A 13659-nucleotide genomic window follows, 5' to 3' on the forward strand; every position below is an offset into this window, starting at 1 on the left:
GGAGGTCGGCGTCACCGGGCCGGGCTAGCTTGTCCCCACGGCAACTGCGGGGGCAGGTCATGATGAGCGGCGAACAATTGTGTGCGACCTTGCGCTGGCTGGAGTCGGCACGCTGTGCGCTGGTGCGCTGCGAAGACGCACCGCACGATCGCGAGGCGATGGCATTGGCCATCGTGCTGCGCGCAGCGATCCATGCCAAGACCGAAGCCTTGCGCGCGCACGTGCGGTCAAGACTCGTGCAGCAGGCTCAGAACACCGGTTGACGCCGGTTCGGAAGCGGCGGTCGCGCGTACGGTGGTGGTCGCGACGGCGACAGTTGATGCTGCCGCGTCTGCACCAGGCGCGAGATCGCGAGGCACAGTCTCTCGTCGTCCCAGGGTTTGGGCATGATCTCGATCGGTCCGAGGCCGCGAACGGCTTCGATTCGCTCCAGTACCCGCGCGTGCCCGCTGAGCAGCAGGCGTGCCGCGTGCGAATGCAGGGCATCGAGCCGGCGCATGAATCCCACGCCGTGCAGCTTCGGCATCAGGTAATCGACGATGACGAGGTCGAACTCGACGGCCTGGACGCGCGCCAGCGCCTGCTCCGGATCGTCGTGGCATTCGACCTGAGCGTCGCCGCCGAGCGCCGACCGCGGCATGAAATGGATCAGGCGACCGAGCGCGCGCAGCACGCCGAGGTCGTCGTCCACGATGAGGATTCTGGGCATGGCGAACTCCGCTGTTTCACCGTCAGGTGGTCGACCGGCATGCTGCCGCGATCCCCGGTGTGCCGCCATTCGTAGAGTTGCGTATGTCCGATCCGGCGTCGCGGCGTACAATGACCGATGCGTGGGTGGCTCTCAGGGAGCAGCGGCATGCGGTTCGACCGCGACTGGAAGTCGATCGTCACACAGGGAATGCGTTCGCGCGCGCTGCGCATCGCGCTCGCTTATGCCGTGGTCGCGACCATCTGGATCCTGCTCTCGGATCGACTGATCGCACTGCTCTTCGACGATCCGCAGACGGTCTTGCGCGTCAGTACCTACAAGGGCGTGGGCTTCGTGCTGGTGACCGCGGCCCTGCTGCTCGGCTTGCTGCGCTTCACCTATGGCTCGCTCGAGCACAGCCATGCCGAGCAGGCGCGCACCGAATCCTGGCTGCGTGCCAGCGAGCGCCGCTATCACGAGGTGCTGGAAGGCATCCTGGAAGGTTGCCAGGTGCTGGATTTCCAGTGGCGCTATCTCTATCTGAATCCGGCGGTCGAGCGCCACAACCGGCGACCGAACAGCGAGTTGCTCGGGCGAGTCTTCACCGAGGCCTGGCCGGGCATCGAACAGACGCACCCGCATGCCCTGATGCGGCGCTGCATGGACGAGCGCGTTCCGTTTCACGAGGAAATTGCGTTCACCTTTCCCGACGGCAGCAGCGGCTGGTTCGACCTGCGCGGGTTCCCGGTGCCCGAAGGCATCGTCGTGCTGTCGATCGAGCTGACCGAGCAACGCCGAGCCGAGATCGCGTTGCGCAGCGTCAACGAGTCGCTGGAGCAGACCGTCGCGGCGCGCACCGAAGACCTGCGCGCCGCACTGCTGCGCGCCGAGAATGCCGACCGCGTCAAGTCCGCCTTCCTTGCGACGATGTCGCACGAGCTGCGTACGCCGCTCAATTCCATCATCGGGTTCACGGCGCTGGTGTCTCGCGGCCTGGCTGGACCGGTCAACGAGGAGCAGTCGCGGCAGCTGGGCATGGTTGCGGGCAGTGCGCGCCATCTGCTCGACCTGATCAACGATGTGCTCGATCTGTCCAAGATCGAGGCGGGCCAGCTGACGGTGCGGCGCGAGTCCTTCGATCCCGGTGAAGTGGTGGCTCGCGTCATCGCGACCCTGGCGCCGATGGCCGAGAAACGCGGACTGGCGCTGTCGTTGCAGTGTCCGCCGCAACTGCCGACCATGACCGCGGATCGCCGACGGGTGGAGCAGATCCTGCTGAATCTGGTGAACAATGCCCTCAAGTTCACCGAGCGCGGTTCGGTCCGCGTGCGCGTGGAGGCGCTCGACCGGGAGGTCGTGCGGCCGGGAACGGCGGCGTTGCCGGCGCTGCGTTTCAGTATCATCGATACCGGCATCGGCATTCCGGGCGAAGCCGTCGATTCGGTGTTCGATCCGTTCCACCAGATCGATTCCGGCCTCGCCCGGCACCATGAGGGCAGCGGACTCGGTCTCGCCATCTGCCGACGCCTGGCGAGCCTGATGGATGGACGCATCGATCTGCGCAGTACCGAAGGCGTCGGCAGCGAATTCGTGCTTGTGCTGCCGCAACGAGGTGAATACGAGCCATGAGTCGCGACATCCTGTTGATCGAGGACAACGAGAACAACCGTTATCTGGTGCGCTTCCTGCTCGAACAGGCGGGTCACCGCGTGCGCACCGCGCACGACGGCCCTGGCGGGTTGGCCGAAGCGCGCTCACTTGTCCCGGACCTGATCCTGCTCGACATCCAGTTGCCCGGAATGGACGGCCATGCGGTGGCGCGGGCGCTGCGCGAACATCCCTCGCTGGCAAAGGTCCCGGTGGTCGCGGTCACTTCGTATGCCATGGTCGGCGACCGCGAACGTTCGCTGGATGCGGGCTGCAACGGCTACATCGAGAAACCGATCGATCCCGATACCTTCGTGACGGACGTGGAGCAGTTCATGCGGCCGCCGACGGAGCGTGCCGGATGAGTCGTGTCCTGATCGTCGACGACAACGATGGCAATCGCGAATACCTCGGCATCCTGCTGCGCTCGCGCGGCTACGAAGTCGACCTCGCTGCGGACGGGCTGGAGGCGCTGGCCAAGGCGCGCCGATCGCCGCCGACGCTGGTCGTCAGCGACTTGCTGATGCCGGGCATGGACGGTTATTCGTTGCTGCGCCAGTGGCGCAACGACCCCGAGCTGTGCGGCATCCGCTTCATCGTGCATACCGCGACCTACACCGAGGACGAGGATGCGCAGCTGGCGCGCGACCTTGGTGCCGACGACTTCATCGTCAAGCCGATCGAGCCGGACCAGCTGCTGGCGCGGATCGCCGCGGTCGAAGCAGCGGATGCGCCGATGCGGGCGCCGCCATCGCTGGCGGTGCAGACCGACGTGCTCGAGCACTACAGCCACATCCTCGTGCGCAAACTCGAAGAACGCAGCGCACAGCTCGAGAAGGCGAACCGCGAATTGCGCCGCGACAACGATGCACGGCGTCGTGCCGAACACGCCGCGCGTGTCAGCGAATCGCGGCTGCGCATCATTTTCGACAACGAACCGGAATGCGTGAAGATCGTGTCGACGGCCGGCGACCTGGTGGAGATGAATGCGGCCGGTCTGCGCCTGATCGAAGCCGAGGATTTCGACGCGATTCGCGGCATGCGGATCGCGCAGATCGTGCGGCCGGAAGATCGCGATGCCTTCCTCGACCTGCACCTGAGCGCGTGCGCCGGACAGGCCGGGATCGCGCGCTTCCGCATCGTTGGACTGAAGGGCACCGAACGCTGGCTGGAGTCACATGCGACGCCGCTGCGCGACAACGAAGGCGCGATCGAGTCGGTGCTCAGCGTCACCCGCGACATCACCGACCGCCTGCGCGCCGAAGCATCGGAGCGGCGCAGTCACGCGCTGTTGCGGGCCATCGCGGACAACGTGCCGGTGGCGTTGTTCGTGAAGGATGTCGATCTGCGTTACGTCTACTTCAATCGACGCGCCCAGGATTTCGTGCGTGTCCCGATCGCCCAGGTGCTTGGCCGCCGCGCCGAGGACGTGCTCCCCGACGACACCGCCGACGCCGCAGGTCACCATGATCGCGAAGTGCTTGCGGGCAATGCCGCGGTGTCCTGGGAACAGACCTACCCGGTCGGTGCCGAGACGCGGCATTTTCTGGTGACCAAGGCGCCGTTTCGCGACGCCGATGGCGACACCGCAGGCATCATCACGCTGGCCCAGGACATCAGCGACCGCAAGCGCATCGAGGTGATGCTGCAAGAGTCCTTGCACGAACTGGCCGAGCACAACCGCGAACTCCAGGACTTCGCCTTCGTCGCCTCGCACGACCTGCAGGAACCGCTGCGCAAGATCCGGATCTTTGCCGACGCCATCCTCGATCGTGAAGCGGCGTCGCTGTCGTCGGGCGCGGTCGACCGAGTCGGGCGAATACAGCGTGCCGCGCAACGCATGCAGGGGTTGATCGACGACCTGTTGTCCTACTCGCGCGTTGTCGCGGGAGGGCAGCCATTCGCGATGGTCGACCTCGCGACGGTATGCAGGGAAGTGGTCGAGGATTACGGATTGGACCTGCGTGCCGATGCGGCATCCGTCGCGGTCGAACCATTGCCGTGCATCGACGCCGATGCCATGCAGATGCGCCAGCTGTTCGCCAACCTGATCGGCAACGCATTGAAGTTCAAGCGTGCGGACACCGCGCCACGAATCACGATCGGCGCAACGACGGTCGAGGAGGCTGGACGCAGCCTCGTGCGGATCACCTTTGCCGACAACGGCATCGGCTTCGATCCGAAATATGCCGAGCGCATCTTCCTGCCGTTCCAGCGGCTTCATCGCCACGACGAACACCCCGGAACGGGACTCGGACTGTCAATCGTCCGCCGCATTGTCGAGCGCCATCGCGGCGGCATCGTGGCCCGCAGCGCGCCCGGTCAGGGCGCGTGCTTCGTGATCGACTTGCCGTTGCGCCAGCCGCTGGCGCGGCCTTCAGGCATTACGCCGCCTTCGGTCCCCGCAGGAGACGCGCCGGCAGCAGGATCAGCGACCTGAGAAATTCGAAGACGCCGTTGACGACGATGCCGAGCAGACGAAACGGCAGCAGCACGACCCAGACGATCGGATAGAGCACGATCGCGATGAGGGCCAGCGGCCAGCAGATCACCAGCAACAACAGCCACAGCAGAAAACCGACCATCGCCGTCTCCACGCGTCCGGAATTGGACGGTCGCGATGCTAGGACCAAATACCTCGCGGAAGCTGAACGGACCGCGCGATCGTCGCGCAGTCCGTGTTGTCCCGTGCGGTGGTCGCGCTCAGAAGCGCTTGCCGACGTAGACGCCGTAGACCAGCGGATCGATGTTGACGGTACCGACCTGCACGGTGTTCACCGACACGTCGCTGTCGATGTCGATCCAGCGCGCGTCGACGCCGACAAACCAGTCGTTCTCGAGCTTGAAGTCGACGCCGGCATGGGCGGCCAGACCCCAACTGTTCTTCAGCTTGAGCTCGGTACCGGCGATCGGGCCGGCGCTGTCCTCGCTGTAGATCCACGTGAAATTCACGCCGGCACCGAGATAGGGCGAGATCTTCGCTTCCGGACTGAAGTGGTACTGCAGCGACACGGTCGGCGGCAGGTGCGTGACTTCACCGGCAGCGACGCCATTGAGCTTGACGTCATGCTTGAACGGCAGCGCTGCCAGCACTTCGACGCCCAGGTGGTCGTTGAGGAAGTATTCCGCGGTGAAGCTCGGGCGCCAGTTGCTGCCGACGTCGACGTCGAGCGCACCGGCGGCGAGGCTGCCGTTGTCCGATGTCGGATCAACGTTGTGGGCACCGACCGTGAAACGCCAGGTGCCGTCGTCGGCGTGGGCGAGCGGTGCGGCAAACACGCACAGCAGGGCAGTGGCGATCTTTCTCATGGCAATTCTCCGGAAGGATGAAAAATTCAGGAAGCGAAGCGCGCGCGCGGCACGACGGCGCGCAGCACGGTGGATTCGGAGCGGAAGCGGCCCGCGCCGACCATGAGGTCGGTGCCGCATTCGAGACCCTCGAGCCAGTCGAGGAACTGCTTGATCATGTCCTTGCCGAAGAACGGCAGGCCGTGTTGCGGCACGATCATCTCGACATCGAGTTCGCGCACCATCTGGACCCAGATGCGGCAGGCGCGGTTCGAGGCCATGAAGCGGCGATGGAAGCCGGCCATGATCTTCAGGTGTTCGTTGAAATCGCTGACCGGCGCGTAATCGTTGCCGTCATACAGCGAGGCGCCGACGTCTCCAGAGAACAGCACCTTCGACACCGGATCGAACACGTTGAAATTGCCGACCGAGTGCAGGAAGTGCGCGGGCAGGCAGGCGAGGACGGAGTCGGCAAACGGCAGGTCCGCGCCCTCGTCGCCGAGCAGCACGTAGCGGTCGGCACCGACGTCGATGTAGTGCGGCACGCTGTGCGGCACGAACCGGCCCCACCATTTGGAGCACACCACTTTCGCGCCGGAATAGACCAGCCAGCGGTCGACCGAGCCGATCACGTCCGGGTCCTGGTGCGAGGCGAAGATATAGGTCAGTTGCTTCAGTGGCACATGGCGCGCGACCGCCATCGACAGCGGCGTGTACAACAGGGCGCCGCCCGGATCGAGCAGCATGCTGTCGCGACCGCGCATGATCAGCATCTGGTTGGCTTGAACGCCATCCTCGCCGCGTACCATGTCGTTGAACACGATGACCTTGTGTCCGTTCTTGTTGTAGAGCTCGGTGGCCATGACTGCGTCCTTGATGCGAGGACGGCAGCCTAGGCGGACGATCCGCACCGAACTTGACGGGCATCAATTACGGCGTGACCGTCGGCGTGATCCGATCCCGCAATTGACCTCGGTCAATTGGCGTCGTGGCTACAGCCTCAGCGCCGCCGGATACGGCGCGATTTCGGGCGGATCGCCGTCGCGGAAACGCGCCTGCAGGTCGCGCCACCAGTCGGCCCGGAAGATTTCGCCATGGGTGGCGATCAGTGCCGCGCGGTCGTTCGCGTCGAGGCCGAGGAACAGCGGGAACTGTTCCGGGAACACGTCGTGCTCGTCGACATGGAACCAGGCCCCGTCGTGCATCTCTTCGTCCTCGTTCGACGGTTTCGGCAGTTCGCGGAAGCGGCATTCGCTGACCAGGCACAGTTCGTCGTAGTCGTAGAAGATCGCGCGGCCATGGCGGGTGACGCCGAAATTCTTCAGCAGCAGGTCGCCCGGGAAGACGTTGCACATCGCCAGGTCCTTGATCGCTTGCCCGTAGTCGAGGATGGCGCGGCGCGCTTCCTGCGGCGCGTCCTCCATCACCAGCAGGTTGAGTGGGCGCAGGCGACGCTCGACATAGCAGTGCAGCAGCACGACATCGTCGCCGTCGGCGACCACCGATTCGCGGCAACCGCCGAGGAGTTCTTCCAGCACTGCGGGGGCGAAGCGGCTGCGCGGAAACCGTAGGTGGCGGAATTCCTGCGCATCGATCAGGCGACCGGCGCGATCATGCTTGAACACCAGTTGATACTTCGCCAGCACGTCCTGTCGCACCACCGTCTTCGGCGGCGCGAACACGTCGCGGATGACCTTGAACACCAGTGGATAGCCGGGCAGCATGAACACCGCCATGACCATGCCCTTGGCGCCCGGCGCATGCACGAACGATTCCGGACTGGCCTCGAAGTGGCGGAAGAAATGCCGATAGCGCTCGGTCTTGGCCTGCTTGAGGCGACCGAGCATGGCGTACCACTCGTCGACCGCCTTGCGCGGCAACAGCGTCTTCAGGAACACGACGGCATCGCCGACGGTTTCGAAGTCGGCGAGAAAATACGAACGGGTGATGCCGAACAGCACGGCGACATCGTCACGTTCGGTCAGGGCTGCATCGACGCCGATACCACCCTCCGGGACGTGGCAGAGCGCGATCACGATTGGCGTGTAGCGTTCGGCACCGAAGATTCGTCCCACAAGAAAAGCGCGACGTTCTCGGTAGAACACGGTTTCCAGCATCTCGATCGCCCGTACCGGTCGTTCGCCCCAATGGGTGAGGCGCCGTTCGAGGTCTTCGGCCAGCGCCTCCGCGTCCGCGCGGCGGTGCGAATACGGCACCTCGAACGGATAGTCCTCCAGCAGCCGGTCGAGGCTGTCGGCGAGCGAATCGCCGACCGAATAGCTGTGTCGTGCCACCGGATGGGTGATGCGATCGGTCGGCTCGATGCGCAGCGCGACGAACTCGATGTCGGCATCGACGCCGCGGGTCTTGAAGAAGCGCCGGGTCAGCGTGTTGTAGTAGGTCTGATAGAGCTCGCCGTCGAGCAATCCGGCAATTTCGGCATCGAACGCGAGCTTGATGCGGGCCCAGACCGCGCGCTCGCCGGCGCGTTCGCGCAGGGTCTGCAGCAGGGCGTCGCTGGCTTCGGCCACGCAACGGTCGTACATCTCGATGCGCTCGACCAAGTCGGCCTGCATCGGCGCCCACTCGCGCCGCTCGAAACGGCCGCGTGCGCGTTGCGTGATGTCGCGGAAACGACGGTTGTAGTCGTCGAAGCTGGCGCGCAACTGGGCGGCGGCGTGCTGGGCGAGGACATCGGGCATGGGCGCGACCGTGGCGGGTGGACGCATCACCGAATCGCATACCTGAGTCGAGTACGCAAGCGCCGCTCCGACAGGTGCTTAAGAAATCCCTAAGACCGGTTTGCCAGCATGGTCTCAAAGGAGACGTCATGAACCTGCAACCGAACGACACCCCTGCACGCTTCGTCCTCGCCGTCATTGCCTGCGCCGCGCTGGTTCTCGCCAGCGCGACGCAGGCCGAGACCCCGACCCAGGTCCTGAGCGGCTACGTCGCGGCCAGCGGTACGCCGGCGCAGCCGGCCCGGGGCCAAAAACTGTTCACGTCGCCACAGGGCAACGACTGGCGTTGTGCGTCCTGCCACGGCGCGGTGCCGACGCGGCCCGGAAAACATGCCGTCACCGGCAAGGTGATTGCGCCGCTCGCACCGGCGTTCAATGCCGAGCGGTTCACCGATCCGGCCAAGGTCGAGAAATGGTTCCGGCGCAACTGCAACGACGTGCTCGGGCGCGAGTGCAGCGCCACCGAGAAGGCCGACGTGCTCGCCTGGCTCGTCACCCTCCAACCCTGATGCATCTGCCCAGAGGTCCGACCATGTCCACCGCATTGCGCTTTCCGCTCCACCTGCATGGGTTCATTGCGATCAGCATGCTGCTGCTGTCGTCGGCCATCGACGCCGCCGACGCACGCAAGACGCCGCCGCCGCCGGTCTATCTGGCCGAGTGCGCGGCCTGTCACGCCGCATTCCTGCCGCGCATGTTGCCGGCGACGTCGTGGCAACGTCTGATGCGGACGCTGCCGCAGCATTTCGGCACCGACGCCTCGCTCGACGCCACGACCGCGAAGGAGATCGAGGCCTGGCTGGTCGGGAATGCCGCTGCCGCCAAGCGCGTCGTCGAAACGCCGCCGGAAGACCGCATCTCGCGGTCGCGTTGGTTCACGCGCCAGCACGACGAAATTTCGTCCGCCACCTGGCAGCGCCCGGCGATCAAGTCGCGATCGAACTGCAGTGCCTGTCACCGCACATCCGACCAGGGAGTCTTCGATGAACACGATGTCCGCATCCCCAAGTGACGCAACCGCCAAGCAGGTGGCACCGCGCGTGCTGGTCTGGGACGCCCCGGTGCGGGTCTTCCACTGGCTGATGGTGTTGTGCTTCGCCGGCGCATGGCTGACCGCCGAGAGCGAACGGCAGCGCCTGCTGCACGTGACATTCGGCTACGGAATGGTCGTGCTGGTGGCATTCCGCATCCTCTGGGGATTCATCGGCAGCCGCTATGCCCGCTTCAGCGAATTCGTGCGCGGTCCGCGCGCCATCGTCGGCTATGTCGCGGGTCTTCTGCGGCGCGCACCCGAGCACTTCCGGGGGCACAATCCGGCCGGTGCGATCGCGATCCTGGCATTGCTGGCGCTCGCAATCGTCGTGCCTGCGGCCGGCTTGGCGACCTACAACGATTTCGGCGGCCACTGGGTCGAAGAGGCCCATGAGATCGGCGCGAACCTGATGCTGCTGGTGATCGCCGGGCATGTTGCCGGCGTGCTCTTGAGCAGCGTCCTGCATCGCGAGAACCTGATCGGCGCGATGTTCAGCGGTCGCAAGCCGGGCAACAGCAGCGATGCGATCCCGAGCGCACGCCTCGGCGTCGCGATGCTTCTGATCGCGGCCATGCTCGCGCTCTGGACCTGGCAGTTCCTGCCGAGCCGGGGCATGACCGCAGCCAGCGACAGCGAGGTCGCCGCGCAAGCCGCGGATGCCGACGCCGATTGAAGCGTCGACCATGGGAGAATCCGTCGCATGCGCATCCTGTTGGCCGAAGACGATCCACTGCTGGGAGAAGGCCTGCGCGCCGGTCTGCGGCAGCAGGGCTGGCAGGTCGACTGGGTGCGCGACGGCGAAGCGGCCGAGCGCGAGTTGGGCGCCGAGCCCTACGCCGCGGCGGTGCTGGACCTCGGCTTGCCGCGCAAGGATGGGCTCGACGTCCTGGCCGCCGCCCGACGCGCGCGCATCGGTGTGCCGATTCTGGTGCTGACGGCCCGCGACGCGGTTGCGGATCGCGTACGCGGACTCGACCTCGGTGCCGACGACTACGTGGTCAAGCCGGTCGACCTCGATGAACTCGCGGCGCGCTTGCGTGCGCTGGTGCGTCGCGCGCATGGACAGCCACAGGAATCCATCGGCATCCGCGGTGTCGTGCTTGATCCCGCCGCGCGCGCCGTGACCCGCGATGGCGTGCCGGTGCCCTTGTCCGCGCGCGAATTCGATGTCTTGCACAACATGATGCTGAATGCCGGTCGCGTGTTGTCGCGCGAACAGCTGGAACAGCGCGTCTACGGTTGGGGACAGGAAGTCGAGAGCAACGCGATCGAAGTGCATGTGCACCATTTGCGGCGCAAGCTCGGGACGCACCTGATCCAGACCGTGCGCGGCATCGGCTACCTGCTGATGCGCGAGTCGCCGCAATGACGACGCGGCCACGCTCGCTGCAGGCACGCGTCCTCGTGCTCGTGCTCGGCATGGTCGCGCTGGTGTGGGTCGGTACCGCGGCCCTGACCTGGTTCGACACCCGCCATGAACTCGAAGAGTTGCTCGACAGCCATCTCGCGCAGGCCGCGGCAGTGCTGATTGCCCAGCAGTATGACGCCGAGGACGAGCACCACGTCGATGCGCCGCAGTTGCATCGCTATGCCGCGACCGTGATGTTCCAGGTCTTCCACAACGGGCGACTGGTGCTGCACTCGGCCGACGCGCCGCGACGGCCGCTGGTGGATCATCAGGAGCGTAACCTGGGCGGATTCCGCGAAGTCCGCATCGACGACGTGCGCTGGCGCGTGTTCACGACACTGGGCAAGAAAGACGATGTCATCGTCCATGTCGGCGAACGCCTCGCGTCGCGCAACGCGATTCTGTGGGCGGTATTGCGCTCGACCTTGTGGCCGATGGTGCTGGCGCTGCCCCTGCTCGGGCTCGCGGCGTGGTGGGCGGTGCGGCGCGGGGTCGAGCCGCTGCGTCAGCTCGGCCGCACGCTGGCCCTCCGCGAGCCGCAGGTGCTGGCGCCGGTGAGTCTTGACGACGCCAACGCCGAAGTCGCGCCGCTGGTGGATGCGTTGAACGGCCTGCTCGGCCGCATTGCGAGCCTGATGAGTGTCGAACGTCGCTTCACCGCGGATGCGGCACACGAGTTGCGCACGCCGATCGCGGCCATTCGCGCGCAAGCGCAGGTCGCGCTGGCCGAACGCGACGACGGCCTGCGCCGCCACGCCCTGGAAGCGACCATCGCCGGCTGCGATCGGGCGGCCAGGCTGATCGGACAGTTGCTGATGCTGTCGCGCCTGGATGCCTCGATGCCGACCGCCTTGACGGCGCTCGACCTGTCGGCATTGGCGCGCAGCGTGGTCGGCGATCTCGCGCCGAAGGCGGTTGCCCGATCCCAGGTCCTGTCGTTCGACGCCGACGAGGCAGCCGTGATCGCGGGCGACGAGACGCTGCTCTCGGTCCTGATCCGCAATCTCGTCGACAACGCCATTCGATACAGCCCGAATGCGACGAGGATCGCGGTGAAGGTGAAGCGCGAAGGATCGCGCGTCGAGTTGCGCATCGATGACGGTGGTCCCGGACTGGAGGTCGGCGATCGCCAGCGGCTCGGCGAGCGATTCTTCCGGGTCGGGGGCGGCGACGAGAGCGGCAGCGGCCTCGGCTGGTCGATCGTGCGACGCATCGCCGACGTGCATGGGCTGTCAGTCGACACGACACAACCGTCGCCCTTCGGCGGATTGAGCGTGCGCGTTGCCGGCGCCCGCATCGCGTCGGGCCAGCCTCAGACCAGATGATCCAGCGGCAAGGCGCCGGGCGGTTTCACTTCGCGCAGCACGAAGCTGGAGTTCACGTCGTCGACGCCAGCGGCGTTGAGCAGGCGATCCATCAGGAAGTTCGAGAAATGCGCGAGGTCCTCGACGAAGACCTGCAGCAGGTAGTCCATGTCGCCGGTCAGCGCGTAACAGGCGACGACCTCCGGCCACTCGCGCACCAGGTCGGCGAAGCGGGCGATCGCGTCGCGGTCGTGGCGCGAGAGCTGCACGCGCACGAAGGCCTGCAGGCCGAGGCCGATACGGCCGCCATCGAGCCGGGCGGCGTATCCGGCGATCACGCCCTCGGCTTCCAGGCGCGCGACGCGGCGGAGGCAGGGCGAGGGCGAGAGCTGCACGCGCTCGGCCAGTTCGGCATTGGCGATGCGGCCCTCGCGCTGGAGTACGGCGAGGATGCGCAGGTCGGTACGATCGAGGGTGATGCCGGACATGATCTGCCCTGAATAGTCGAAAAGGTGGTGGATTGTTGCGCAAAATTACGTTATTGCGACCATGTCGCAATGGAATTGCGCGGATTCCGGCCTATCCTTGCGCCCATTCCTCCGGAGCCCGACCCGTGACCAGCGAAGCCCGCCGCGTCGAACATCAACTGACCGACAAAGGCTATGTGCCCGTCTACACGACCGCCGTGGTCAAGCAGCCGTGGGCGAGTTACTCGCCGACCGATCATGCGGTCTGGGGCCAATTGTTCCGGCGCCAGCGCGAGATCCTGCAGGGGCGCGCTTGCCCTGAATTCCTCGACGCGATGACGGCGCTCGGCATGAGCGACGCGCAGATCCCCAAGTTCGACGAACTCAACGAGCATCTGATGAGGGCCACCGGCTGGACGCTGATCGGCGTCGAGGGCCTGCTGCCCGAATTGACCTTCTTCGAGCACCTGGCGGCGCGCGAATTCCCGGTGACCTGGTGGATTCGCCGCCCCGACCAGATCGACTACATCGCCGAACCCGACCTGTTCCACGACCTGTTCGGGCACGTGCCGCTGCTGATGAACCCGATGTTCGCCGACTACATGCAGGCCTATGGCGCCGGTGGCGTGCGCGCGTCGACCTTCGGCAGCGAACCGCTGGCGAACCTCACGCGGCTGTACTGGTACACGGTCGAGTTCGGCTTGATCGACACACCGCAGGGCCTGCGCATCTATGGCGCGGGCATCCTGTCGTCGAAGGGCGAGTCGATCCATTGTCTGGAATCGTCGGCGCCGAACCGCATCGGATTCGACGTGAAGCGGGTGATGCAGACGCGATATCGCATCGACAGCTACCAGAAGACCTACTTCGTGATCGACAGCTTCGAGCAGCTGTTCAAGGCCACGGTCGACCCCGACTTCGGCCCGATCTACTACCAGATGAAGGGCGCCGATCCGGTTCCGGCGGCGTCCGTGCTGGAGTCCGACCGCGTGTTCAATCGCGGTACCGGCGAGGGCTGGTTGGCTGACGGCGACGTCTGATCGCAGCGGTACCGGCGATTCGCCTTGCCGCATCGCGCCCGCC

General features: G+C 65.9%; 16 protein-coding genes. 10 read left to right on the plus strand and 6 right to left on the minus strand.

Annotated features, from left to right (window positions below; translation table 11 throughout):
- The first annotated feature begins 62 nt into the window (after positions 1-62).
- The gene (locus IPP28_05355) at positions 63-263 is read left to right on the plus strand and encodes a hypothetical protein (protein MBL0040473.1); all 201 of its coding nucleotides are present in this window, start codon (positions 63-65) and stop codon (positions 261-263) included.
- Here IPP28_05355 and IPP28_05360 read toward each other — a convergent pair.
- Positions 248-709: a response regulator gene (locus IPP28_05360; protein MBL0040474.1), complete on the minus strand. Its 462-nt coding sequence runs from the start codon at positions 707-709 to the stop codon at positions 248-250. The genes IPP28_05355 and IPP28_05360 overlap by 16 nt on opposite strands.
- A 147-nt stretch (positions 710-856) precedes the next feature.
- Between IPP28_05360 and IPP28_05365 the strand changes: the two genes are divergently transcribed.
- Genes IPP28_05365 through IPP28_05375 form a run of 3 tightly spaced genes read left to right on the plus strand, consistent with a single transcriptional unit; the run spans position 857 to position 4775 of the window.
- Positions 857-2317, plus strand: coding sequence for a PAS domain-containing protein (locus IPP28_05365; GenBank protein ID MBL0040475.1), 1461 nt, complete (start codon positions 857-859; stop codon positions 2315-2317).
- The gene (locus tag IPP28_05370; protein ID MBL0040476.1) at positions 2314-2700 is read left to right on the plus strand and encodes a response regulator; all 387 of its coding nucleotides are present in this window, start codon (positions 2314-2316) and stop codon (positions 2698-2700) included. Before IPP28_05365 ends, IPP28_05370 begins: the two co-directional genes overlap by 4 nt.
- Positions 2697-4775: a PAS domain-containing protein gene (locus IPP28_05375; protein MBL0040477.1), complete on the plus strand. Its 2079-nt coding sequence runs from the start codon at positions 2697-2699 to the stop codon at positions 4773-4775. The genes IPP28_05370 and IPP28_05375 overlap by 4 nt, the downstream gene beginning before the upstream one ends.
- Here the strand turns inward: IPP28_05375 and IPP28_05380 are convergent.
- The 4 genes from IPP28_05380 to aceK form a co-directional block, all read right to left on the minus strand.
- On the minus strand, positions 4720-4920 hold the full coding sequence (locus IPP28_05380) for a hypothetical protein (protein ID MBL0040478.1): 201 nt from the start codon (positions 4918-4920) through the stop codon (positions 4720-4722). The genes IPP28_05375 and IPP28_05380 overlap by 56 nt on opposite strands.
- A 118-nt stretch (positions 4921-5038) precedes the next feature.
- Positions 5039-5644 (minus strand): OmpW family protein, encoded by a 606-nt coding sequence (locus tag IPP28_05385; GenBank protein MBL0040479.1) that lies wholly within the window; start codon positions 5642-5644, stop codon positions 5039-5041.
- 26 nt (positions 5645-5670) lie between these two features.
- Entirely contained in the window at positions 5671-6486 is an 816-nt protein-coding gene (locus IPP28_05390) for an MBL fold metallo-hydrolase (protein MBL0040480.1), read from the minus strand.
- A 129-nt stretch (positions 6487-6615) separates the two neighbouring features.
- A complete protein-coding gene (gene aceK, locus IPP28_05395; protein ID MBL0040481.1) occupies positions 6616-8325 on the minus strand; it encodes a bifunctional isocitrate dehydrogenase kinase/phosphatase in 1710 nt (569 codons plus the stop codon).
- A 128-nt stretch (positions 8326-8453) separates the two neighbouring features.
- On the opposite strand from aceK, the gene IPP28_05400 reads away from it, so the two are divergent.
- The 5 genes from IPP28_05400 to IPP28_05420 are packed head-to-tail and all read left to right on the plus strand — an operon-like array spanning position 8454 to position 12130.
- Positions 8454-8873 carry a DUF1924 domain-containing protein gene (locus tag IPP28_05400; protein MBL0040482.1) on the plus strand — a complete coding sequence of 140 codons (420 nt, stop codon included), beginning with the start codon at positions 8454-8456 and terminating at the stop codon, positions 8871-8873.
- Complete coding sequence (locus IPP28_05405) at positions 8873-9376, plus strand: diheme cytochrome c (GenBank protein ID MBL0040483.1); 504 nt, start codon at positions 8873-8875, stop codon at positions 9374-9376. The genes IPP28_05400 and IPP28_05405 overlap by 1 nt, the downstream gene beginning before the upstream one ends.
- Complete coding sequence (locus IPP28_05410; protein MBL0040484.1) at positions 9348-10070, plus strand: cytochrome b/b6 domain-containing protein; 723 nt, start codon at positions 9348-9350, stop codon at positions 10068-10070. The genes IPP28_05405 and IPP28_05410 overlap by 29 nt, the downstream gene beginning before the upstream one ends.
- A 27-nt stretch (positions 10071-10097) precedes the next feature.
- Positions 10098-10766, plus strand: coding sequence for a winged helix-turn-helix domain-containing protein (locus tag IPP28_05415; protein MBL0040485.1), 669 nt, complete (start codon positions 10098-10100; stop codon positions 10764-10766).
- Positions 10763-12130, plus strand: coding sequence for a sensor histidine kinase N-terminal domain-containing protein (locus IPP28_05420; protein ID MBL0040486.1), 1368 nt, complete (start codon positions 10763-10765; stop codon positions 12128-12130). The genes IPP28_05415 and IPP28_05420 overlap by 4 nt, the downstream gene beginning before the upstream one ends.
- Here IPP28_05420 and IPP28_05425 read toward each other — a convergent pair.
- Complete coding sequence (locus tag IPP28_05425) at positions 12118-12597, minus strand: Lrp/AsnC family transcriptional regulator (GenBank protein MBL0040487.1); 480 nt, start codon at positions 12595-12597, stop codon at positions 12118-12120. The genes IPP28_05420 and IPP28_05425 overlap by 13 nt on opposite strands.
- A gap of 125 nt (positions 12598-12722) precedes the next feature.
- Between IPP28_05425 and IPP28_05430 the strand changes: the two genes are divergently transcribed.
- Positions 12723-13616 carry a phenylalanine 4-monooxygenase gene (locus IPP28_05430; GenBank protein MBL0040488.1) on the plus strand — a complete coding sequence of 298 codons (894 nt, stop codon included), beginning with the start codon at positions 12723-12725 and terminating at the stop codon, positions 13614-13616.
- The last annotated feature ends 43 nt before the right edge of the window (positions 13617-13659 follow it).

This window comes from Lysobacterales bacterium (assembly GCA_016721845.1).
GTDB lineage: Bacteria > Pseudomonadota > Gammaproteobacteria > Xanthomonadales > Ahniellaceae > JADKHK01.